This is a genomic window from Streptomyces oryzae (genome assembly GCF_017676365.1).
Lineage (GTDB): Bacteria > Actinomycetota > Actinomycetes > Streptomycetales > Streptomycetaceae > Streptomyces > Streptomyces oryzae.
Window position 1 is genome coordinate 1 of the sequence record NZ_JADKMA010000128.1, and the last position, 21,554, is coordinate 21,554.

Here is a 21,554-nt window from a genome sequence, read left to right on the forward strand (position 1 = left end):
CTCCCCCGCCCGCCGCGCCCCGACCCCGCGCACGGAAGCCGCCCGCACCACGGCGCGGCCGAATCGCGCCCCCTCCACCACCGTGTCCGGCACCAGCTCCGCCAGCGCCTCCGGATCGGCCACCGGCAGCGCTCCGGAGGACTGCGAGGAGCACTGCGAGGAGGGAGTCCCCGGACCAGGGGCGTCGGCCAGAGTGCGGCTGACCGAGCGATAGCGCTCATCAAGGCTGTCCGAGGCCCGGGCCCGGCCCGTGTCGGGAGCGCCCGGGTCGTACAACTGCGCCCACCAGTCGCGGGGTTGACCACCGTCCTGTGCCCTCTGTCGGCTCATGGCTTCATGCTGCCCCACAAGTCCTAGACCGAATGGCGGAGGACCGGGCCGACCGTGTTCCGATGTGGGGCCGAGTGCCGGGTGTGACACTGCCCGGTATGACACAGGTGAGACAGAACGCCAACCCCGGCACCGCGTCAGCCGGTCCCGGAGAGGGCTGGGAGTTCAGCGCCGCCGAGCGGGAATTCCTTGCCTCCCAGCGGCTCGGCCGGCTGGCGACGGTGGACCCGCAAGGGCAGCCGCAGAACAACCCGGTCGGGTTCTTCCCGCAGGACGACGGCACGATCCTGGTCGGCGGTTACGCGCTCGGTACGACCAAGAAGTGGCGCAACCTGCGCACCCAGCCCCGGCTGTCGCTCGTCGTGGACGACATCGTCAGCTTCAAGCCGTGGCGGGTGCGCGGCGTGGAGATCCGGGGCGTGGCCGAGCTGCGCGAGGGGCCGCACGATCTGGGTCCGCACTTCAGTGACGAGCTGATCGTCATTCACCCGCGCCGGGTGCACAGTTGGGGGCTGGAGGAGGAGTGAGGCCGGTCGCGTGCCATAGGTGGTGCAGCGCGTAGGACCGCCAGGGGCGCCACTGGCCGGCGTGGGCAGCGTCGGCCCCGGCCAGCGCCAGCCCGTGCCGTACGCCCACGTCGCCGGGGAGGAAGACGTCCGGGTCGCCCAGGGCGCGCATCCGCATATAGCCCGCCGTCCACGGGCCGACTCCGGGCAGGGCCAGCAGAGCGCGTTCGGTCTCCGCACGGTCGGCGCCGGGGTCGAGGACCACGGTGCCGTCCGCGAGTGCCGCGGCGACGGTGCGGATGGTGCGACGGCGGCTCTCCGGCATGCCCAGTTCGGCCAGGGGTGCCTCGGCGAGGGCGTCCACGTCCGGGAACAGATGGGTGAGCGTGCCGTCGGGCGCCGCCAGCGGCTTGCCGTAGGCCGCGACGAGCGTGCCGCCCAGGGTGCGCGCCGCGGCGACGGTGATCTGCTGGCCGAGCACCGCGCGGACCGCCAGCTCGTGCGCGTCGGCGGCACCGGGCGAGCGCAGCCCTGGCGTGCGGGCGACCAGCTGCCCCAGCGCGGCGTCGCCGCCGAGCCGCTCGGCGACGGCGTACGGGTCCGCGTCCAGGTCGAAGAGGCGCCGCACTCGCTGCACGGCGGTCGTCAGATCACGCAGGTCCCCCAGGTGCAGCCGGCATTCGAGCCAGCCCTTGCCGCTGCGCCCCTGCCACTCGTCGACCTCGGCGATTCCGGTGCCGTACGGCAGGTTCAGGGTGCGCCGGTAGGTGCGGCTGCCCGGGGTGCCCAGCACCTCCTCGACGCCGGGTATGACGCGGCGCTCCAGGAAGCCGAAGACCTGGTCGGTCGCGTACGCGCCCCGGTACGCCAGCCGCAGCGGCACCCCGGCGACGGCACCGCCCCCGTGCGCGACGGCCTCCCGCACCTCGGGGCGGCCCGCGGGCCCGTGTCCACCGCGCGCGGAGGCCGCGCGCAGCTCGCTGGGCGTACGGGCGTAGACCTCGCGGACGGTGTCGTTGAACTGCCGGACGCTCGCGAACCCGGCCGCGAACGCGACCTGGGTGACGGGCAGCGGCGTCGTCTGGAGCAGCACCCGCGCGGTGTGCGCACGCTGGGCCCGTGCGAGCGCCACGGGACCGGCGCCGAGCTCGGCGGTCAGCTGGCGCTGCACCTGGCGGGGGCTGTAGCCGAGCCGCCGTGCCAGCCCCGCGACGCCTTCGCGGTCCACGACCCCGTCGGAGATCATCCGCATCGCGCGGCCCACGAGGTCGGCCCGTACGTTCCACTCCGCTGAGCCGGGCACCGCGTCCGGGCGGCATCTGCGGCAGGCGCGGAAGCCGGCGGCCTGGGCCGCCGCGGCGGTCGGGTAGAAGCGGACGTTCTCCCGTTTCGGGGTCACCGCGGGGCAGCTCGGCCGGCAGTAGATGCCGGTGGTGCGCACGCCCAGGAAGAACACCCCGTCGAACCGGGCGTCCCTGCTGCGTACGGCCTCATACCTGCTGTCTTCTGTGGTCACGCCCCCCAGTGTGGACAGAGCCCCGGGCAAGAGCTAGCGGAAATCGGACATGGCCGTCTCATGGCTTCCCCGTACCGGCATGGGGGGCTGCGCTTGCCCGCCCTGCGCCTGGGGGTACCCCCTGCTCGAAGAGCTTGGGGGAGCAGACTGCCCAAGCTTCGCGGGGAGGAACGCCCTCGTAAGGGGCGCGGGGAACTGCGCGACCAGCCACAAACAAACCCGCAGACTGCAACGGCGCCGCAGGGGCACCCCCTCCCCGGAAAAGCAGGGAGGGGGCAACATAACCGGCGCGGTAAGCACGGCTAGCCCCGACGACGCACCCCGCGCTTGCGCTCCATCATGTGCCGCCCCAACGCCTGCCGCTGCTTGAAGACCCGCCGCTGCTCGGCCCGCAACCGCGCATCCGTACGGGCCGCCAGGCGAGCGTTCTCCCGCAGGAGCTTGCGATAGCTCTCCAGCCGCCGTTCGGGCAACACACCGCCCTCAACGGCGGCGAGCACGGCACAGCCGGGCTCCGCCCGGTGCGCGCAGTCCTGGAACCGGCAGTCGGCCGCGAGCTCCTCGATCTCGGCGAACGCCTGGCCCAGCCCGTCCTCGGCGTCCCACAGGCCGACGCCACGCAGTCCCGGGGTGTCGATGAGGACGCCGCCCCCAGTCTCCGCCGGGAGGGGCAGCAGGTTGCGGGTGGTCGTGGTGTGCCGCCCCTTGCCGTCCTGGTCGCGGATGGCCTGGACGGCTTGCGCACGGTGCCCCAGCAGCGCGTTGGCCAGCGTGGACTTGCCGGCACCGGACTGGCCGAGCAGCACGGTGGTGCCGCCCGCGAGGAGGGCGGCGAGGACGTCGACGCCCTCCCCCGTCTCCGCGCTGACGGGCAGCACCTGGACGCCGGGCGCCGAGGTCTCCGCGTCCGCGACCAGGTGCCCGACGGTGGCCGCGTCGGGTACGAGGTCCACCTTGGTGAGCACGAGCAGCGGCTGGGCTCCGCTGCTCCACGCCAGGGAGATGAACCGCTCGATACGGCCCAGGTCCAGCTCCACACCGAGCGAGATCGCGATCAGCGCGTGGTCGACGTTGGCGGCGAGGACCTGCCCCTCCGAGCGCTTGGAGGACGTGGAGCGTACGAACGCGGTACGGCGCGGCAGCAGCGTCCGTACGTACGGCGGGGCACCGTCGGCGTCGACGACAGCCCAGTCACCGGTACACACGACCCGCATGGGGTCGCGGGGGACGACGAACTCGGTGTCGGCACGGAGGGTGCCTGCGGGGGTGACCAGATCGCACTGGCCCCGGTCGACGCGTACGACCCTGCCGGGCAGCGGGTCGGGGCCCGCGGTGGCCGGGTCGGCGGTCGCCCGGGCGTAGGCGGCCTGCCAGCCGTCGTCCCAGCCGTACGCGGCCAGCGTCGAGTCGTCATGGGAAGAAACGGTGTTCTGCGACAAGGGGTTGACCCTTCACAAGGGTGGCCCCGGCTACCGAAGAGGTGAGTTCAGCCGGTGGCCACGGAGGTGAATGTGACGGACTGGATCCGGGCAGCGCCCAGCGCGGTGACAGCCATCAGTCGCACCTCCGTTCATGTCGCAGGGCACGGCGGGCCCTTGTGCCGCCGTACGGGTCGGCTGGGACGGTAACCCTGCGGGCTGCCGCACCGCCACCCTTTTTTGGCGTCAGTCGTCGCGGTCGTGCCCCCGCGGGCGCAGCAGGCGGCCCCGTACGTCCGACGGCGGCAGGAACTTGGTCCAGCGTTCGGGGAACTCGGCGGGGGCGTCCGGGTCCAGCGGGTCGCCGTCGCCGTCTTCGTACTCCTCCATCCGGCGGCGCCGCGCGGCGACCGCGGCGACGACCTCGGCCGCCGCCTCCTCACGGCGCCGCTCGTTGGCACGCCGCGCGGCAGCCGTGGCCACCGAGGGCCACACGTGGTCGATGGCGGCGTTCACGGCGGCGCCCACCAGCACCGCGAAGGCCGAGACGCCGATCCACAGCAGTACGGCGACGGGTGCGGCCAGCGAGCCGTAGATCGTGGGACCCTCGACTGTGTTCGTCAGATACAGCCGCAGCAGGAAGCTGCCGAGCACCCACATCACCAGCGCCACCAGCGCACCGGGGATGTCCTCCCGCCAGGGGGACCGCACCGGTACGGACACGTGGTACAGCGTGGTGAGGAAGACGATGGACAGCAGCAGCACGACGGGCCAGTAGAAGACGCTGACCACCCACTGCGCCTGCGGCACCAGCCGGAGCACCGCGTCGGGGCCGGCCACCATCAGCGGCAGCGCCACCGCGCCGATCACCAGGGCTACGAGGTAGAGGAAGAAGGCCAGCAGCCGGGTCTTGACGATGCCGCGCCGCCCGTCGAGCCCGTACATCACGGTGATGGTGTCGATGAAGACGTTCACCGCGCGCGACCCCGACCACAGTGCCAGCGCGAAGCCGAGCGAGATCACATCGGGTCCGCCCCCTCGGATGACGTCGTCGATGAGCGGCCTGGCCACCTGGTCGACGCCCCGGTCCGACAGGACGGTGGCGGAGGCGTCCAGGAAGTTGCGCCGGATCATCTCGATCGTGTCGGCGCCGATCCAGTCCAGATACCCCAGCAGACCGATCACGCCGAGCAGCAGCGGGGGGATGGAGATGAGCGTGAAGAACGCCGCCTCGGCCGCCAGCCCGAGCACGCGGTACTCCATGCACGAGTTGACGGTGTCCTTGAGCAGCAGCCACGCCATCCTCCTTTTGGGGACATCGCGGTACTTCACCCGGGCCCTTCGGAACTGGCCACGGGACCGCCGGGGAGCCCACCGTGGGGCCCGTCCGGCGGTCTGCTCAGGGGTTTCCTCGACTGCACGCACCTCTTTAACGTATCTGTATGCCACCCTCGACACACACCGTGACCAACCAGGCTCCGCCACTGGTCGACTACGACGTCTTCTCCGCCGACCCCGCACTGGCCGAAGGCGTGGCCCGGCACATGACCCCCGAGCGCGCCGAGGAGGCCCGCGCCGAGCTGACCGCACTGGGCAGGACGGCGGGCTCGGCGCAGGCGCAGGAGTGGGGCAGGCAGGCCAACGAGCACCCGCCGGTGCTGCGTACGCACGACCGGTACGGGCACCGGATCGACGAGGTCGACTTCCACCCCGCCTGGCACCGGCTGATGGAGCACGCGGTGACCGCGGGGCTGACGGACGCCTGGTCGCGCCCCGACGGACAGCTGCGGCGCACCGCGGGCTTCTATGTGTGGTCGCAGGTGGAGGCCGGGCACAGCTGTCCGGTCTCGATGTCGCACGCCGCCGTGCCCGCGCTGCGCAAGGAGCCGGCGCTGGCCGCCGAGTGGGAGCCGCGGCTCAGCTCGCACGTCTACGACTACGGCCTGGAGCGGCCCGCGGGCGACAAGCTGGGCGCGATCGCCGGTATGGGCATGACCGAGAAGCAGGGCGGCAGCGATGTGCGGGCCAACACCACCGAGGCCACGCCGCTGACGGGTGAGGGCGCCGGCGAGGGTGAGTACACGCTGCTGGGCCACAAGTGGTTCTGTTCGGCGCCGATGTCGGACGTCTTCCTGGTGCTGGCCCAGGCGGCGCCTGGCAAGAGAGAAGGGGGCCTCAGCTGTTTCCTGGTGCCACGGGTGCTGCCGGACGGCACACGCAACGCGTTCCGCATCCAGCGGCTCAAGGACAAGCTGGGCAACCGCTCCAACGCCTCCAGCGAGGTGGAGTTCGACGGCACCACCTGGGCGCGCCGCGTCGGCGAGGAGGGCCGCGGGGTGGCGACCATCATCGAGATGGTGGCGGCGACGCGGCTGGACTGTGTGACGGGCTCGGCCGCGCTGATGCGGCAGGCCGTGGCGCAGGCCACCCACCACACGGCGCACCGCTCCGCGTTCGGCAAGCTGCTGATCGAGCAGCCGCTGATGCGGAACGTCCTGGCGGACATGGCGCTGGAGTCGGAGGCGGCCACCACGCTGGCGCTGCGGCTGGCCGCGGCGTACGACAGCGCGGCGGGCGAGGGCGAACAGGCGGCGGCGGACCGTGCGTTCCTGCGGCTGGCGCTGCCCACGGCGAAGTACTGGGTGACCAAGCGCGGTGTCCCGCTGGCCGGTGAGGCGCTGGAGTGCCTGGGCGGCAACGGCTATGTGGAGGAGTCACCGATGCCGCGGCTGCTGCGCGAGTCGCCGCTCAACTCGCTGTGGGAGGGCTCGGGCAACGTCCAGGCGCTGGACGTGCTGCGGGCGCTGCAGCGCTCTCCCGAGTCGCTGAACGCGTTCCTGACGGAGATCGGCCGGGCACACGGCGCCGACCACCGGCTGGACGCGGCGACCAAGGATGTCTTCTCCCAGCTGGCGGACCTGGACGGGATCGAGACCAGGGCCCGGCGGCTGGTGGAGCGGATGGCGCTGGTCCTCCAGGGCTCGCTGCTGGTGCGGTTCGCTCCGGCCGCCGTCTCCGACGCGTTCTGCGCCTCGCGGCTCGGCGGCGACTGGGGCGCGGCCTTCGGCACGCTGCCCTCGGGGCTCGACCTGGAGTCGATCGTGGACCGGGCGCTGCCGGTGGCGTAGGTCCCTCAGCCCGCCGTACGGCGCCTCGCTCAGCTCTTCGGCGGGGCGCCCGTTTCCGGCGCGGCCCCCAGCAGGCGGTCCAGGGCCCGGCGGGTCCGTGCCGGGGCCGTGGCGTCGGCGAAGAGCTGGAGTTCCTGGTTGAGGCCCATGTAGAGCCCGTGCAGTTCGAAGGCGAGCTGCTCGGGCTCGACGTCGTCGGGGAGCTCCCCGACCTCGACGGCGATCCGCAGATCGTTCACGAGCAGTCGCCGGCCGCGCAGCATGAAGCGGGCCACCGTGTCGTGCACGGGGCCGCCGCGGGTGTCGAACTCGACGGATGCGGCGGTGAACAGACAGCCGCCGGGGAAGGCCGTGCGCTCCTGCTCCAGATAGCGGATCCATGCCTCGCAGAACGCCCGCAGCCGGACCAGCCCGGGACGCAGATCCGCGACGGGCTCCCACACCAGCCGGGTGAACAGCTCGGAGGCGCCGTGCAGCGCGGCGAGTTGGAGCGCCTGCTTGGAGCCGAAGTGGCCGAGCACGCCCGCTTTGCTCATGCCGAGGTCGGTGGCGAGCCGCCCGATGGTCAGCCCCTCCAGCCCCTCGACGGAGCCGATGGCGACGCTGCGCTCGATGATCCGCTCCCGCGTTCTGCGGGCCTCGGCGGCGGACTTGCGTGGGCTCATGCACCCATCGTATCCGGCCGTCCGCATTTAACTTCCGACCGATCGGTTGCTATATTCCCGCCACACGCCACCCGTCCCCTCAGCGAGGAGAACAGCACCGTGCCGGGAACCCGTATCGCAGCGCTGGGCCACCACCAGCCCGAACGCGTCCTCACCAACGACGACCTGGCGGGCATGGTCGAGACCAGCGACGCGTGGATACGCCAGCGCACCGGGATCGTCACCCGGCGCATCGCGGCCGACTCCGAGACCGTCGCCGATCTGGGAACAGCGGCGGCGGGCAAGGCGCTGGCCGCGGCCGGGCTCGACCCCGCCGACATCGATCTGGTCGTCCTGGCCACCTGCTCGGCACGCGACCGCTGCCCCAGCAACGCGGCGCAGGTGGCCGGCGCCCTCGGCATCCCGTCCGCCGTCGCCTACGACCTCAACAACGGCTGCGCCGGGTTCTGCACCGCGCTGGCCTCCGCCGGCCACTCGGTGCGCGCGGGCGCCGCGCGGCACGCGCTGGTGATCGGCGCGGAGAAGATGTCCGACGTCACCGACTGGACCGACCGCACCACCTGTGTCCTGCTGGCCGACGGTGCGGGCGCCGCGGTCGTCAGCGCCGTCGGGCACGGCGTTGACGCGGGGGAACCGGATGGTATCGGGCCCGTCGAGTGGGGCTCGGACCCGTCGCGGGGCGGGATGGTGCGGCTGCGGGACGAGTGGCAGCCGCGCTTCGCCCAGGAGGGGCAGGCAGTCTTCCGCTGGGTCACCACCGAGCTGCCCGCCATCGCGCGCCGCGCGTGCGAGCGGGCCGGGCTGGCGCCGGGCGACCTGGCGGGAGTGGTCACCCACCAGGCCAACCTGCGCATGATCGAGGCCCTGCTGCGCCAATTGGATCTCGCCGAGGACGCGGTGATCGCCCGGGACGTGGTCGAGTCCGGCAACACCTCGGCCGCCTCAGTGCCGTTGGCTCTCGCCAAGCTGGTGGAGCGCCGCGAGGTGGCGCCGGGCGCCCCCGTCCTGCTGCTCAGCTTCGGCGGCGGCCTTTCCTGGGCGGGGCAGGTCGTTCGCTGTCCCTAGCTCGGCGCATTCCGGTGAGGGGGTGCCCCTGGGCGTCGGCTGCGGGCTGCGGGTGCGTGGTGGTTGCGCGCGCAGTTCCCCGCGCCCCTGAATGGCTCCCCGCAAGCTTGGGCAGTCTGCTCCCCCAAGCTCTTCGAGCAGGGGGTACCCCCAGGCACAGGGTGGGCAAGCGCAGCCCACCGTGCCGGGCACCCAAGATGTGACGGCAAGCACTAGTCGAGATCCTTCGCCCACGGCGGGTTCGCGCCGCGGACCGAGACCACCGCGGCGGCCACCCGGACGCCGAACTCCAGGGCCTCGGTGACCTGTTGGGCGGTGACGTCCTCCAGTCTGCCGCCGAGGGCGCGGGCCGTACGGAGGGCGTGCAGGAAGCCCGCCATGAAGGAGTCCCCCGCACCGACGGTGTCCACGACGCGGGTGGGCGGCGTCGGAACGCGGAGGCGCTGCCCGTCGAGGGAGGCCAGTACGCCCTCGGCGCCCAAGGTCACCACGACCAGCGGCACACCGTCGGTGTGGAAGGCGTCGGCGGCCTCCTCGGGTGTGGCGCCGGGACGCAGATGGGCCAGATCGTCGTCGGAGAGCCGCAGGATGTCGGCCGCCGCGCACCAGCGGGGCAGCGCCTCGCGGTAGACGGCCGGATCGACCAGCAGCGGACGGACGTTGGGGTCGATGGAGATGGTCGCGCGCTCTCGTATCGCCGCCAGCAGCCGTTCGACAGCGGGACCGCCGGGGCGCTGGACCAGGGCGAGGGAGCCGGTGTGCAGGCAGGAGAGGGGGTCGGCGGTGGCGGCGGCCAGTTCGCCGTCCGTCCACTGCCAGTCGGCGGTCTGCTGCGCGTGGAAGGCGTAGTCGGCGCTGCCGTCCTCGGCCACGTCCGCCACGGCCAGTGTGCTGGGCTCCGCCGCGTGCACCGCGTGGCTCAGATCGACGCCGGACTCCGCGAGCCGCGCGGAGAACAGCTTTCCGAACACGTCGTGCGAGAGCCGGCCCAGGAACCGGGTCGGCGTGCCCAGGCGGGCCAGTGCGACTGCCGTGTTGGCGGGGCCGCCGCCGGGGAAGACGTCGAGCGTGAGCGGCGCGGCATCGCTGCGCGGCGCCACAAATGCGTCGGCCACGCACTCGCCCAGTACGGCAATGGGTGTATCAGCGGTCATCTCGGCCCTTTCGCCTTGGCATGGGTCCAGCCCTTTGGCGGCACTACGGTACGTTCACGAGGTGTGCGGCGCCCCGGGTGGCGGGGACCCGCCGTAGAGCTTGATGCGGATTGTCCGGGTGCAGCACCTTTTTGGCTGGTCGCGCAGTTCCCCGCGCCCCTTCGGGGCGCGCCCCCTCAGCGCGACGAGGGCCGAAGGCGTCCCGCCAGGCTCCGCAGCTCCGGGACCCGCAACGCCAGCCCCAGCAGCACATAGCCGAGGCCGAGCACCAGGACGCCCGCCGCGAGGGCGGTACCCGATCCGAGCGTGCCCTGGCCCAGTGCGTGCCGTACGCCGTCCGCCGCCCACCAGGCGAGCCCCGCGGCGGCGGCCGCGGCCAGGAACAGCCGCACGTACACGCCCAGTACGCGCCCCGCAGGGTCCAGCGGTGCGGCGAGCCGGCGGCGCAGCAGCCAGGCGGTGAGGGCGAACCCCGCCGCGTAGGAGAGCGAATAGCCCGCGGCCATGCCGGTCACGGCCCACCGCGCGGGCAGCAGCAGATGACAGCAGGCGGCGAGGGCGATGTTGACCGCGGCGATGAACGCCGCCATGAAGAACGGCGTCCGCGTGTCCTCGAAGGCGTAGAAACCGCGCAGCAGCAGATACTGCGCGGAGAATGGGATCAGCCCGAGCCCGAACGCCTGCAGCATCTGCCCCAGTGGCTGGGCCGACGCCGCGTCCGCGGCACCGTGTGCGAACAGCAGGGCTGAGATCTGCGGCCCGAGCGCGAGGAAGAGGAAGGCGGTCGGGACGATCACGGCGCCGGTGAGCCGGAGCGCACGCGCCAGATCGGCGCGCAGGTCGGCGGGGCGCCCCTCGGCCACAGCCCGGCTCATCCGCGGCAGGAGCGCGGTCACCAGCGAGACGGTGACGATGGACTGCGGCAGCATCCAGATGGTCTGCGCGTAGGTGTACGCGGAGTACCCGGCACCCGCGTCCGGAAGCTCCTGATCCGCGGCGTTGGCGTAGTTGGTGACGACGGTGAGGGCGACCTGGTTGGCCAGTACGAACAGCAGCGTCCACTTGGCGGCGTGCGCGCTGCTGCCCAGCCCGGTGCCGCGCCAGTCGAACCGCGGCCGGAACCGGAACCCGGCAGCCCGTACGAACGGGAGCAGCGCGAGGGCCTGGAGGGCGATACCGGCGGTGGTGCCCAGGCCCAGCAGCCGCACCTGCCCTTCGGTGATGTCGGCGACCCGCTCGGGGACGGTCATCATGCCCAGGTAGGCGCCGAACATGGCGATCAGTACGACGTTGTTGAGGATCGGCGTCCACATCATCGCGCCGAACTTCTCGCGCGCGTTGAGGACTTGGCCGAGCATTCCGAACAGTCCGTAGAAGAAGATCTGCGGCAGCAGGAAGCGGGCGAAGACGACGGTCAGCTCGAACGCCTCGTGCTGCGCCGGGGTGTCCCGCATGTAGAGGCCGACGATCTGCGGCGCCGCCCAGACGGCGAGCGCCGTGCCGAGCGCGAGCACGGTGACGACGAGGGTGACCAGCCGCTGCTCGTACGCGCGGCCGCCGTCGGCGTGCGTGGCGCGCGCCCGGACGAGCTGCGGCACCAGTACGGCGTTGAGGGCGCCGCCGATCAGCAGGGTGTAGAGGCTGGTGGGCACGGTGTTGGCCGTGTTGTACGTGCTGGCCAGCAGCCCGGTGCCGAGCGCCGCCGCCTGGAGCACCTGCCGGATGAGTCCGGTGGCTCGCGAGACGACGGTGCCCGCCGCCATGAGCAGCGACGACCGGGCGAGCCCGGGTTTCGCTGCGGCCGCCCCCGGCTGGTCCCGCACGTCGGCTGTGGTCTTCGTCCCCTCCGCCATGCGGGGAATCTACGCCGGATCGATCACCGGGTGTGAATCGCGCCCAGCCGGTCGGTGCGGGTGTGCCGGTAGGCGTGGCGGGATTCGCCCGTCTCCGGATCGACGGTGTAGGCGTCCACGACGACCTGCTGGGCGTTGATCGTCAGCAGCATGAAGCCGAGGGTGTCGTACGCCTCCCAGAACGCCTTGTTGCTCGGCTCGTCCGCGCGGCCCTTGGTCTTGGCGGCGGCGCCGCACACGATCTGCTGGGTTCCCCGGTAGTCGGCGCCGGTGTCCAGGATCTGCAGGGTGTGGTCGTGGCCGGAGAGGATGAACTCCGCCTCGCCGACGACGACTTCCTCGTACAGCTCCTTGACGTGCTTGCCGCTCATGTAGTCGCCGCAGGTGACGCCCTCGTACTCGCCCGCGTTGCGGTGGGTGCCGTTGTTGCGCAGCGGGTGGTGGGCGAAGACGAACTTCCAGCGGGCGCGGGAGGCGGCCAACGACCGGGCCAGCCAGGCGCGCTGCTCGCGGGCGAAGGGCCCGTCCCAGTAGTAGGTGGGGTCGGTCTGCAGCACGTAGGAGGAGAGCGGCGTGGTGTCGAGCGCGAAGAACTCGGCCACCGGCTCGGCGGCGCCGTCGGGTACGGCCACCGCGTAGTAGCGGTTCGGCATGTACCAGCGGGCCGAGTGCGCGTGGTACGCCACCTCGTGGTTGCCGCGCGAGGGCCATCCGCCGCTGCCCGGGATGATGCCGCTGGTGTCGTGGTTGCCGAGCACCATCAGCCAGGGGACGTCGATGCCGGTGTTGGGGCGTTCGAACTTGGACTGGAACTCGTCGTCCGTGTCGCTCTCGGGGCCGTTCTCGTAGATGTTGTCGCCAAGCCCGATCGCCAGGTCCACGCCGCGCCGCTCGCACACCGCGCGGGCGGCGTCGGCCACCTTCCACTGTCCGTCCTCACCGGTGCCCGCGTCGCCGGTCAGCAGCACGGTGAGTTCGGCCTTGCGGGGTATCGGCAGCTTGTCGGCCCCGCCGTCGGCAGCGCTGTCCGCGGCGTACGCCGACTGGGCCGCCACTCCCCCGCCGAGCACTGCGGCCGCGCCCGCTCCGCCGACGCCTGCGAGCACCGTCCGTCTGCTGGGAGCGGTGCCTTCCCCCTGAGTTCCCATGCGTTTCTCCTCGCGTAACCGCGTGACTTGTACAGACACCACCCCCTGGGAGTGCAGGTGGCATGTACACGGCGCAGCTAAGAGTGGGCGCGCGGGGAAACAGTGTCAACTCGTCGGTAACTTCTTTGTGGCGGGTCCGGACGTCTCAGCCGCGCTGCCAGCGGGAGTCCGGCGGCCGCCGTCAGCGCCAGCACCGCCAGGGTGGGGCCCATCCCGGCCAGGAACGCCGCGTGCGGGGCGCTCCGGCCCGGCGCGAAGGCGGACAGCAGTGTCGTCGCCACGGCAACTCCCAGCGTCGGCCCCACATTCATCGCCGTCTGCTTCAACCCACCCGCCACCCCGGCGTGCTCGGCCGGAGCCTGCCCCATGAGAACGGGTGTGGCGGTCACCATCACCGCGACGAACCCAGCGCCCAGCGCGCAGAACGCGACCCCGACGACGCCCGCGCCCACCTCGGCGTCCGCGCGCGACAGCACCGCCACCCCGGCCGCCAGCACCGCCGCCCCTCCCCCGGCCGTACGCCGCGGCCCGCAGCGCCGCAGCAGCACGGCACACAGCGGTGCGCCCAGCACCATCGCGGCGGCCAGCGGCACGGTCCGTATCCCGCAGGCGAAGGGGTCGAGGCCGACGACGCGCTGGAGGAAGTAGGCGGCGACGAACAGCGTCCCCTGCAACGACGCCGAGGCGGTGAGCAGCAGGGCCAGCGCAGAGGCGATGCCCGGCGTACGCAGCAGCCCCGCGGGCAGCAACGGCTCGGCTGCAGTGCGGCGTTCATGCCGTACGAAGGCGAGGGCCGCCGTGGCGGTTGCGGTGGCGCCGGCTGCCGCCGCGAGCCCGTTCACCGCCGTCCAGCCGTCATCGGGCAGGGACACCAGGGTGTGGACGAGGCAGAGCAGCGCGGCGGCGAGCAGGCAGGCGCCCGGGAGGTCGAGGCGGCCGGGCGACGGAGCCGTGGGGGCTTTGCGCGCCGCCAGCAGCACAGGGAGCCCGACGGCCACGGCCGGTGGAACGTTGAGGAAAAAGACCGCGCGCCAGCCCAGTCCGGCGGCGAGCATCCCGCCGAGGACCGGCCCCATGGCAGCAGCCAGTCCGATCACGCTCGTCCGCACCGCGATCGGCATCCCGAGCCGTTCCGGCGGGAACGCGGCCCGCAGCATGCCGAGCGTGGCAGGTTGCAGCAGCGCGCCGAAGACGCCCTGGGCGACCCGCAGTCCGATGACCCAGCCGATGGAGCCCGCCAGCCCGATCCCGGCCGAGGCCGCGCCGAAGCCCAGCATCCCGATGGCGAACAGCCGCCCGTGCCCGTACCGGTCGCCGAGCCGCCCGGCGAAGACCAGCAGGCTCGCGACGGCGATCAGATAGCCGGTGCTCGTCCACTGCACCAGCGCGAGCGGGGCACCGAACTCCCGCTGGAGGCTGGGCTGTACGACGACGAGTACGGTGCCGTCCAGCGCCACGACGGCCGCGCCGGTGGCGCTGGCGGCGAGGGTGAGGGCCCGTATGCCCCGCCCTTGGGCGCTCACGTGTTCACCGGTCCCGGCCCGAGGTGTGCGTCCAGCAGGGCACGCAGTACGTCGTCCTCCTCGCTGCCGGTGGCGAGCTGGAGGCTGCGCCAGGCGCCGAGTTGAGCGATCCCGTGCAGGCCGGCCCAGAGTGCGCCCGCCTGTGCGCGCGGGTCTGCTTCCGGGGGGTCTTCCGGCCGGGCCCGTACGACGAGGTCCACCAGTACGTCGAAGAGCGGCAGGCTCGTCTCGCGCAGCCCCAACTCGCCGCTCTCCAGCAGGTCGTGCCGGAACATCAGCTCGTACATGCCCCGGTGGCCGCGGGCGAAGGCCAGATAGGCGCGGGCCAGCGCGGCGAGCTGGGCACGCGGGCTCTCCTGCTGCCGCTCGTCCAGCACCCGCCCCACCTCGGCCGCCAGCTGTCCGAACCCCTCGCGGGCGATGGCCGAGAGCAGCGACAGATGGGTGGGGAAGTACCGGCGGGGCGCCCCGTGGGAGACCCCCGCATGCCGCGCGATCTCCCGGAGGGAGACCCCTCGGGCCCCTTCCTCCGCCACCAGTTCGACACCTGCGCGGACCAGTCGTTCCCGCAGCCCGGCGTCGGCGTTCCGTTCATCCATAGACACTGTCTACCAGGTGCGGGTAGACAGTGTCTACGAGGTAGCGAACTCGCACCACACCGTCTTCGCGTACGCGCCCTCCGCCACGCCCCAGCGCAGCGCGAGCACGTCGATCAGGGCGAGCCCTCTTCCCGACTCGGCGTCGGGAGCGGCGGCAGGAAGCGCAGGGAGGGGACGCGGGTCGGGGTCGGTGACGCCGAGCCGTACGCGGTCATGGCCGCACCACGTGATCCCGACGGTTGCGGGCACGCCCTCCCCCACATGCACCACCACATTGGTGAGCAGTTCGCTGACGCAGAGCGCAACTGTGTCAGCGACTTGGGGCGCGCCCCATCGCGCACAGTGGGCAGCCGCTTCGCTCCGTACGGCGCCGATGTCGCGGGCCCGCGCCGCCACCGTGAGGGAAAGCGCGGGCCTCCTCGTCCGGGTCCTCACCCCTCGGCCCGCCCCTCCCCCGCCGCAGCGCGCAGCACGGCTGCGAGGGCGCGGGCGGTGTCGAGGTTGCAATTACCGAGCGAGATCAGTGGGTACGGCTGCCACCCGGCATACGTCACCGGGTCTGCCCCGAGCGAGGGCAGCTTCAGCCCGTTCGCGCGCAGCGCCACGCTGAGCTCAGCAATGCATTCCTCGACGCTTTTCGATCGCCCGTACGCACAGTCGTTCATTTGTCGCACCCTTCCTGAGCACTGTGTGACCAACCACCCACACAATGGCCCGGCGGCGGATAACGTTGCTGCTCATCGGGCTCCCGCAAGCGAACTGCCCATCAGCTACGACCAATTGCGGACCCTCCGGGAATGGCCCCACCCGAACGAAAACAGCCATCAATCTCTCGGCGGTGAACCGTGCCAGGACCCAAGGACATCGACGGATCAGCAGGCGTCCCCACCTTCTATGGGAAGGAGCTCCGCTGGAAGCGCGAGCAAGCCGGACTGACCCAGCAGGAGCTGGTGGAGGGCAGCTACTACGGAGCCAGCCACCTGAGCGAGATCGAGCGCGGGGAGCGGCGCATGCCCCCGGATCTCGCGGAGCACGTGGATCGCGTGCTGAAGACGGATGGGTTCTTCCGCCGCCGGTGTGAGGATGTCCGAAAGGCGCGATTGAGGGGGCACGCCTGGTACTTCGAGAAGGCGCTGGAGGCAGAGAAGCAGGCGCAGACCATCGAGGAATGGAGCCCAACCCTCCTGCCCGGCCTGCTCCAGACAGAGCCATACGCGCGCGCTGTGGTTGAGGCGGCGCTCCCTCTCGCGCTGCCCGATGAGGTTGCCACGAAGGTGGATGGCCGCCTGGCGCGGGCGGACCTTCTCAAGAGCGACCTGAAGAAGCCGCTGTTCTGGGCGGTGCTGCATGAAAACTTGATCCGACAGCCACTTCTGCGACCAACCGAGATGGCTGAACAGCTCATGCATATCGCCGACCTGGCCGAGCGACGCCGGATCGTTCCACAAATCCTGCCGCTGAGTGCGGGCCCGCATCCCTTCATGACCGGGATGACCGCGATTATGACGTTCGCTGATGCCCCGGCCCTCGTTTACACGGAGGGACTGCACAGTGGCGAGGTCCTCGATGATCCGGCCCTCGTAGCGGCCTACCAGAGGTCGTACGATCTCCTCAGGGCCGTCGCGCTATCACCGAAGGCGTCCCTAGCCATGATTCTGGACGCAGCAGAGGACTACCGAAATGGCAAGCACTCGCCTTGACTTGAGCGCGGTTTGCTGGCGCAAGAGCAGCTACAGCAACGGAACCGGCGGAAGCTGCGTGGAGGTCGGCGCGAGCGCAGCGACCGGCATCGTCCCGGTCCGTGACAGCAAGACGGCGCCCGCAGGTGCGGTCCTCACCTTCCCCGCATCCCAATGGGCGCACTTCATCACGGCCATCCACAACGGAGACGTGAGCGCCTGACGCCACACAGCCGGAGGAGCGCAAGATGATCGGTAGGCAGCCCGACCTCAGCACCGCCCACTGGCACAAGAGCAGTTACTGCAACGGCGACGGCGGCGAATGCCTGGAGGTTGCCGCCAACGTGCCCGGCGGCATCGTCCCCGTTCGCGACGCCAAGACCGCCCCCACCGGCCCGGTGCTCACCTTCCCCGCGACCCAGTGGGTCCGTTTCATCCGGGCGCTCGATACTGGGGGCTTGATCAGCTGAGTTCCGCAGCCAACGTAGCTGCCTCAACGACACCGGTCTAGCCGGTGACGCCGCCGAAAGGCTCCCGCGACCGCGACCGTGCGCCGCGTCACCCTGGCCGACCGGCCAGGGTGACGTCGCACCGGTTGAGCACTTTCATCGCTGCATTCCACAACGAGGACTTGAACGCCTGACACCACCCGGCAAAGGAAGCCCAAGATGCTCGGCAACCAGCCCGACCTCAGCACCACCCGCTGGCGCAAGAGCAGCTACAGCGACGGCCCGGCCCGGTGCTCACCTTCTCCGCGCCCCAGTGGGCCCGCTTCATCAGCGGGCTGCGGAGCGGGGGGTTGACCAGCTGAGGTCCGCAGCCGCCGGGAGCGAAGGCGGCGGGCTCGGAGTCGGACTTTTGTGCAGCGCACCGAGCCTGCCCCCGCGACCGTGGCCGGGTGTCCCAGCACCAAGGACGCGCATGTACGACGGAACTGGTCCGGGCACCGGGCCCCGGCGCGCCACGCTCGGGCCTGAATCGTGCTCGGCGCCGCCTTGCACTCTCCCTCCCGTGGCCGCTCGGGTCACCGTCAGAGCGGCCATGGCGCATGAAACCTCAATTCACGAAGTGAATCCCAGCCGCGCGACCAACGTCGCACGGAGAGATTCATGTGGGGAACGGCGAATTGATCGAGGGGGCAACGCCTGAGGCCGATGAGGACACCGACGCCGTTCGGTCGGTGTACGACGTCATGGCGGAGGACTACGACACCATTACCCGCCACGACGACTACGACCACTGGGTGGGGATGTACCGCCGGCTCATCGAGGAGCACGGCGCCCCCGGCAAGCGGCTGGTGGACCTCGGATGCCCTGGGCGAGCCGCTCAATTACATGGCCGACGAGGCGGAGTTGAAGGCCGCGTTCGAGGGTGTGGCCCGGTTCCTGGCCCCGAACGGGCTGTTCGTGCTCGAGCTCAACACCACCGGGTTCTACGAGCGGTTGGCCACAACGCTCCGCGTCGATGGGTACAAGGGGCACTCACCGTGCACCGGGGCAGCCTCACTGACTCGGACACCCGGCGGTCCGCCTCCATGTCGACCACTTCACCGCCGCCGACGCCCCGTTGTACCGACGCTCCACCGTGGTCCACGAGTACTTCCACTTCCCCCCGGAACAAGTCGAACGGCTGCTGGAAGAAGCCGGGGTTCGGCAGGTGGCCGAGTTCGGCCTCGGTCGGGAAGGACTGCACCCCGGCCCCGACGAGAAGCGCGACCCCAAGCGCCTCGTCGTCGCCCGCAAAGACCTCGGAGCCGCAAACCCCTGAGTCGGGCGGCTCCGGAGACCGGCCATGACGAGACCGGAGGGAGGTGACGACATGCGGAAGATCACCCTCACGGCGAAGCCCGCACCCCGTGACGACAGGCGCTTCGGCAGTTGGCACTGGTATAGCCCGCTGACGCCTGACAGTCCGGGGGCGGGCACTGACTCGCCCCCGGATTTCCTTTCCCGACTCTTGCCCGAAGGAGCCGTAACGCGTTTGCGCAGGGGCCGCTGCCTGACCTGCTACTGGCACCGGGACGAGTTCATCGTCCGCCCCTACTCCCACAGCACCCCGGTCACCCTCCCGGCCGCCACGGCGGAGATCATGGAGGACCGGGGGCGCCCCGCGATCTTCACCAGCTACCTCGACGCGGACCGCGTTCTGCTCCCCCGTACCCCGGCGAAGCTGGACACTCCCCTCGGGGATGCCCTCTACCAACGGCGTACGACCCGTGACTTCGGTGCCGAACCGGTGCAGCTGTCCCGTCTCGCCGCGCTGCTCGCGACCGTCTTCGGGCCGGTGGACTTCATCTACGCGGGTGGGTTCGGTGCGCTGATCCGGCGCACCAGTCCCTCTGGGGGAGCCCGGCAGGAGCTGGGGGCGTACGTTGCGGTCCGTAACGTCAGCGACATGGCACCCGGCTGGTACCACTACAACGCCCGGGAGCACTCCCTGGAGCTGCTGTCCGAGGGCTGTGACAGGGACGAGCTGGCCGCCGCGTGCGGGAACCAGGAGTGGGCAGGCGGGGCCGCTTTCGTGATCTGTCTGGTCGCGGAGGTCGAGCGGATGCTCGTCAAGTACCGCAACCCGCGCGTACCGCGTCTGTCTCCTCGACGCGGGCCACTTCGGGCAGAGCTTCGTACTGACCGCCACCGCGCTGGGGCTCGGTCCTTTCCAGACCGGCGCCTTCGACGACAGCCGCGTCACCGCGTGCCTCGGCCTGGACGGTACGTCCGCCGCACCACTCTCTCCGGCCGGCCACGGTGACGCCGCGACCCCTTGAGCATCTGTCCAATGCAGAGCGTCACCTGTGTGACATCTGTACATAGTGCGAGGGAGGTGGCCGCCCTACGTTCAGGGGGCGCGGGATTTCGCGCCGGGTGACCCCCGGTTTTCTCCGCTGGTCGGCTCGGCCCCCACGGACGGAGGGAGCTTTCCGTCCGCGCCGCTTGTGCTCTCCGCGTCCAGCCAGTGATCCCGGAGACGCGGAAGCCACGTCCGGAGCGGCGAGGCGGGCCGGGCGGGCCATGAATCCCGCTGTCCCGCACCACGGATTGGAGCAGTTCCCATGAGCGCCGTGAGCAGGCGCCCGGCGATGGACACAGAGCCCGCTGACGAGATCGACCCCACCTGCCACTGCGGCCGGCTGCTCGTACGCTGCAGCGGCTGCCGGAACCTCCGCTGCCTCAGCTGCGACCCCTACCGGTCAGATGACTGCGCCTTCGCTGTCTGAGTGCTCCGGCGCGCCTGCTGCGAACGAGGCGGAACAGCAGCACTACGTCGTGATCGGCAATGACGCGGCGCGCCGGGTCTGCGGTCATCTGCAGGCGGCGGGGAACGTCGTGCGCCACCTGGCACAGCCCACGGACGAGGCGCTGCGCCGGGCCCTCGGCCGGGAGGGCCCCGAAGTGGCAGGCGTCGCGGTGCTCTTCGACGACGACGCCGAGTCGCTGCGCTACGCCCTCGCGGTCGAGCACATCCGCCCCGGCGTGAATCTGGTGGTGGCGGTCTTCGACCGCACCGTCGCCGAGCAGCTCGCGCGTACGGTGCCGAACTGCCGGGTCACCTCGCCGGCCGATGTCGCCGCTCCGGTGCTGCTGGCCGCCTGCCTCCAGCCAGGGCTGCTGGCGCTCGACCGCACGCCCACGGGGCACGTCGGGGCCCGCTGGGAGGGTGACGGGGTACGGCTCGACCCGTACCGGCCGCCGCGCTCGCTCAGATACCGGGCGCTGGCCGGAAAGGTCCGGGGGCAGCTGCGGCCGCACGACGGGAGTTCGCGGATCATGCTGGCCGGTCTCGCCGGTCTCTTCGCCGTGCTGCTGGCGGACTGGGGCTGGTCCGTGGCCCTCAACCACCGGCCGCCGGTGGAAGCCCTCTTCGAAGCGGCGCGGACCCTGGCGACCGTCGGGCCCGCCACCGCGCACGGTTCGACCGGCTATGTACTGTTCGCCAGCGTCGCCATGCTGACCAGCATCGTCTTCACCGCCGTCTTCACGGCCGGCATGGTCGACCGGCTGCTGGCCCCGCGTTCGATCGGCATGGTGGGCCCGCGGGCGCTGCCCAGGGCCGGCCATGTGGTGGTGGTCGGGCTCGGTCAGGTGGGGCTGCGGCTGTGTACGCGCCTCCAGGAACTGGGCCTCGGCGTGATCGCGGTGGAGCGCGACCCCGCGGCACCCAACCTCCGGCTGGCGAAGGCGCTCGGCATCCCCGTCGTCGTCGCGGACGCGCGGGACCGCTTCGTACTCCGCAAGCTCGGCCTCCACAAGGCCCAGGCCATGGCCGCCGTCGCCTCCGACGACCTGGACAACATCGCGGTGGGTGTGGCGGCGCGGGCCGTCGCACCGCAGCTGCGGGTCGTCATCCGGGCCGGCGACCACGAGGCCATCGCCGAGACGCAGTCCCTGTTCAGCATCGGCATCGTGCACGACCTGGCCAGCCTGAGCGCCGCCTACACGGCGGCGAGCCTGACCGGACTGGAGCCGAGCGGGGTGCTCGCCCAGGGCCGGCGGCTGCTGGTGGAGGGGGCGGACGGCACCTTCACCCAGTGGCCGCACGCGACCCGCTGCGCCCACCATCAGCACGGAGCTCTCGAAGAGGTGCCCGGAGTGCCCCGTAAGGCTGCGGGTTGAGGCGCCGCGCTCTGCCGGGTTATTGCATCGCCGCCCGGCCCGCGAGCCGTTAGGTTGCCACGGTGACAGAGGTGACAGAGGTGACAGAGTTGCGAACCGGGCGACTGCTGCTGCGCGGATGGCGGGAGAGCGATCTCGCTCCATGGGCGGCGATGAACGCCGACCCACAGGTGCGGGAGCACTTTCCCGGGGTGCTCGGCCGGGCCGAGAGCGACGCGTCGGTGGCCGGGTTCCAGAGGGATCTGCAGCGACGGGGCTGGGGCTGGTGGGCGGTCGAGGTGCGTGCCACCGGGGAGTTCATCGGGTTCGCCGGGCTGGACCCGGTGGAGGACGAGATGCCCGTCGACGGGGTGGAGG

20 protein-coding genes and 3 pseudogenes are annotated in these 21,554 nt (G+C 71.7%); 11 read left to right on the forward strand and 12 right to left on the reverse strand.

Going from position 1 to position 21,554, the window contains the following annotated elements; all coding sequences use genetic code 11:
- Nucleotides 1-330, reverse strand: a pseudogene (locus ITI46_RS22640) (protein phosphatase 2C domain-containing protein); the annotation flags it as partial.
- Between the two features lie 98 nt (nt 331-428).
- Between ITI46_RS22640 and ITI46_RS22645 the strand changes: the two are divergent.
- Nucleotides 429-857, forward strand: a complete 429-nt coding sequence (locus ITI46_RS22645; RefSeq protein ID WP_209241547.1) for a PPOX class F420-dependent oxidoreductase — start codon at nt 429-431, stop codon at nt 855-857.
- On the opposite strand, the gene ITI46_RS22650 is transcribed toward ITI46_RS22645, so the two are convergent.
- From ITI46_RS22650 to ITI46_RS22660, 3 genes are all read right to left on the reverse strand, one after another.
- On the reverse strand, nt 811-2,352 hold the full coding sequence (locus ITI46_RS22650) for a DNA-3-methyladenine glycosylase 2 family protein (protein ID WP_209241548.1): 1,542 nt from the start codon (nt 2,350-2,352) through the stop codon (nt 811-813). The two genes, ITI46_RS22645 and ITI46_RS22650, sit on opposite strands and share 47 nt — an antisense overlap.
- Before the next feature lie 302 nt (nt 2,353-2,654).
- Nucleotides 2,655-3,791, reverse strand: coding sequence for a ribosome small subunit-dependent GTPase A (gene rsgA / locus ITI46_RS22655; RefSeq protein ID WP_209241549.1), 1,137 nt, complete (start codon nt 3,789-3,791; stop codon nt 2,655-2,657).
- A gap of 225 nt (nt 3,792-4,016) precedes the next feature.
- On the reverse strand, nt 4,017-5,072 hold the full coding sequence (locus ITI46_RS22660; RefSeq protein ID WP_247746420.1) for a YihY/virulence factor BrkB family protein: 1,056 nt from the start codon (nt 5,070-5,072) through the stop codon (nt 4,017-4,019).
- 140 nt (nt 5,073-5,212) lie between these two features.
- On the opposite strand from ITI46_RS22660, the gene ITI46_RS22665 reads away from it, so the two are divergent.
- Complete coding sequence (locus ITI46_RS22665) at nt 5,213-6,898, forward strand: acyl-CoA dehydrogenase family protein (protein WP_209241551.1); 1,686 nt, start codon at nt 5,213-5,215, stop codon at nt 6,896-6,898.
- 29 nt (nt 6,899-6,927) lie between these two features.
- Here ITI46_RS22665 and ITI46_RS22670 read toward each other — a convergent pair whose 3' ends face one another.
- Nucleotides 6,928-7,563 carry a TetR/AcrR family transcriptional regulator gene (locus ITI46_RS22670; RefSeq protein ID WP_209241552.1) on the reverse strand — a complete coding sequence of 212 codons (636 nt, stop codon included), beginning with the start codon at nt 7,561-7,563 and terminating at the stop codon, nt 6,928-6,930.
- Between the two features lie 99 nt (nt 7,564-7,662).
- Between ITI46_RS22670 and ITI46_RS22675 the strand changes: the two genes are divergently transcribed.
- Complete coding sequence (locus ITI46_RS22675; protein ID WP_209241553.1) at nt 7,663-8,628, forward strand: beta-ketoacyl-ACP synthase III; 966 nt, start codon at nt 7,663-7,665, stop codon at nt 8,626-8,628.
- A 212-nt stretch (nt 8,629-8,840) separates the two neighbouring features.
- On the opposite strand, the gene ITI46_RS22680 is transcribed toward ITI46_RS22675, so the two are convergent.
- The 7 genes from ITI46_RS22680 to ITI46_RS22710 all read right to left on the reverse strand — a co-directional run bounded on the left by ITI46_RS22680 (nt 8,841) and on the right by ITI46_RS22710 (nt 15,570).
- A complete protein-coding gene (locus tag ITI46_RS22680; RefSeq protein WP_209241554.1) occupies nt 8,841-9,782 on the reverse strand; it encodes a carbohydrate kinase family protein in 942 nt (313 codons plus the stop codon).
- A 176-nt stretch (nt 9,783-9,958) separates the two neighbouring features.
- Nucleotides 9,959-11,635, reverse strand: a complete 1,677-nt coding sequence (murJ, locus tag ITI46_RS22685) for a murein biosynthesis integral membrane protein MurJ (protein WP_209241555.1) — start codon at nt 11,633-11,635, stop codon at nt 9,959-9,961.
- A gap of 23 nt (nt 11,636-11,658) precedes the next feature.
- Nucleotides 11,659-12,783, reverse strand: a complete 1,125-nt coding sequence (locus tag ITI46_RS22690) for a metallophosphoesterase (protein WP_209241556.1) — start codon at nt 12,781-12,783, stop codon at nt 11,659-11,661.
- Between the two features lie 77 nt (nt 12,784-12,860).
- The gene (locus tag ITI46_RS22695; protein ID WP_209241557.1) at nt 12,861-14,306 is read right to left on the reverse strand and encodes an MFS transporter; all 1,446 of its coding nucleotides are present in this window, start codon (nt 14,304-14,306) and stop codon (nt 12,861-12,863) included.
- A complete protein-coding gene (locus tag ITI46_RS22700) occupies nt 14,303-14,905 on the reverse strand; it encodes a TetR/AcrR family transcriptional regulator (protein ID WP_209241558.1) in 603 nt (200 codons plus the stop codon). Before ITI46_RS22700 ends, ITI46_RS22695 begins: the two co-directional genes overlap by 4 nt.
- A gap of 33 nt (nt 14,906-14,938) precedes the next feature.
- The gene (locus tag ITI46_RS22705) at nt 14,939-15,340 is read right to left on the reverse strand and encodes an ATP-binding protein (RefSeq protein WP_307808276.1); all 402 of its coding nucleotides are present in this window, start codon (nt 15,338-15,340) and stop codon (nt 14,939-14,941) included.
- A complete protein-coding gene (locus tag ITI46_RS22710; RefSeq protein WP_209241559.1) occupies nt 15,337-15,570 on the reverse strand; it encodes a hypothetical protein in 234 nt (77 codons plus the stop codon). Before ITI46_RS22710 ends, ITI46_RS22705 begins: the two co-directional genes overlap by 4 nt.
- A gap of 180 nt (nt 15,571-15,750) precedes the next feature.
- On the opposite strand from ITI46_RS22710, the gene ITI46_RS22715 reads away from it, so the two are divergent.
- The 8 genes and pseudogenes from ITI46_RS22715 to ITI46_RS22750 all read left to right on the forward strand — a co-directional run.
- On the forward strand, nt 15,751-16,605 hold the full coding sequence (locus ITI46_RS22715) for a helix-turn-helix domain-containing protein (RefSeq protein WP_209241560.1): 855 nt from the start codon (nt 15,751-15,753) through the stop codon (nt 16,603-16,605).
- Complete coding sequence (locus tag ITI46_RS22720; RefSeq protein ID WP_209241561.1) at nt 16,586-16,807, forward strand: DUF397 domain-containing protein; 222 nt, start codon at nt 16,586-16,588, stop codon at nt 16,805-16,807. The genes ITI46_RS22715 and ITI46_RS22720 overlap by 20 nt, the downstream gene beginning before the upstream one ends.
- A 25-nt stretch (nt 16,808-16,832) precedes the next feature.
- Nucleotides 16,833-17,054 (forward strand): DUF397 domain-containing protein, encoded by a 222-nt coding sequence (locus tag ITI46_RS22725; protein ID WP_247746422.1) that lies wholly within the window; start codon nt 16,833-16,835, stop codon nt 17,052-17,054.
- A 1,114-nt stretch (nt 17,055-18,168) separates the two neighbouring features.
- Nucleotides 18,169-18,351: a hypothetical protein gene (locus ITI46_RS22735; RefSeq protein ID WP_209241562.1), complete on the forward strand. Its 183-nt coding sequence runs from the start codon at nt 18,169-18,171 to the stop codon at nt 18,349-18,351.
- Between the two features lie 321 nt (nt 18,352-18,672).
- Nucleotides 18,673-19,134, forward strand: a pseudogene (locus tag ITI46_RS36085) (SagB/ThcOx family dehydrogenase); the annotation flags it as partial.
- A 73-nt stretch (nt 19,135-19,207) separates the two neighbouring features.
- Nucleotides 19,208-19,351: pseudogene (locus ITI46_RS36090) on the forward strand (hypothetical protein); the annotation flags it as partial.
- A 499-nt stretch (nt 19,352-19,850) separates the two neighbouring features.
- Complete coding sequence (locus ITI46_RS22745) at nt 19,851-21,197, forward strand: NAD-binding protein (RefSeq protein ID WP_209241564.1); 1,347 nt, start codon at nt 19,851-19,853, stop codon at nt 21,195-21,197.
- A gap of 80 nt (nt 21,198-21,277) precedes the next feature.
- Nucleotides 21,278-21,554 (forward strand): GNAT family N-acetyltransferase (locus ITI46_RS22750; RefSeq protein ID WP_209241567.1); only part of this gene is annotated, 277 nt, incomplete at its 3' end.

Excerpts from the sequence above, each read along its gene's own strand:
- ITI46_RS22645 (WP_209241547.1), top strand. The coding sequence starts at position 429 with ATGACACAGGTGAGACAGAACGCCAACCCCGGCACCGCGTCAGCCGGT.
- ITI46_RS22660 (WP_247746420.1), bottom strand. The coding sequence starts at position 5,072 with ATGGCGTGGCTGCTGCTCAAGGACACCGTCAACTCGTGCATGGAGTAC.
- ITI46_RS22665 (WP_209241551.1), top strand. The coding sequence starts at position 5,213 with ATGCCACCCTCGACACACACCGTGACCAACCAGGCTCCGCCACTGGTC.
- ITI46_RS22670 (WP_209241552.1), bottom strand. The coding sequence starts at position 7,563 with ATGAGCCCACGCAAGTCCGCCGCCGAGGCCCGCAGAACGCGGGAGCGG.
- ITI46_RS22680 (WP_209241554.1), bottom strand. The coding sequence starts at position 9,782 with ATGACCGCTGATACACCCATTGCCGTACTGGGCGAGTGCGTGGCCGAC.
- murJ (WP_209241555.1), bottom strand. The coding sequence starts at position 11,635 with ATGGCGGAGGGGACGAAGACCACAGCCGACGTGCGGGACCAGCCGGGG.
- ITI46_RS22690 (WP_209241556.1), bottom strand. The coding sequence starts at position 12,783 with ATGGGAACTCAGGGGGAAGGCACCGCTCCCAGCAGACGGACGGTGCTC.
- ITI46_RS22700 (WP_209241558.1), bottom strand. The coding sequence starts at position 14,905 with ATGGATGAACGGAACGCCGACGCCGGGCTGCGGGAACGACTGGTCCGC.
- ITI46_RS22710 (WP_209241559.1), bottom strand. The coding sequence starts at position 15,570 with ATGAACGACTGTGCGTACGGGCGATCGAAAAGCGTCGAGGAATGCATT.
- ITI46_RS22720 (WP_209241561.1), top strand. The coding sequence starts at position 16,586 with ATGGCAAGCACTCGCCTTGACTTGAGCGCGGTTTGCTGGCGCAAGAGC.
- ITI46_RS22725 (WP_247746422.1), top strand. The coding sequence starts at position 16,833 with ATGATCGGTAGGCAGCCCGACCTCAGCACCGCCCACTGGCACAAGAGC.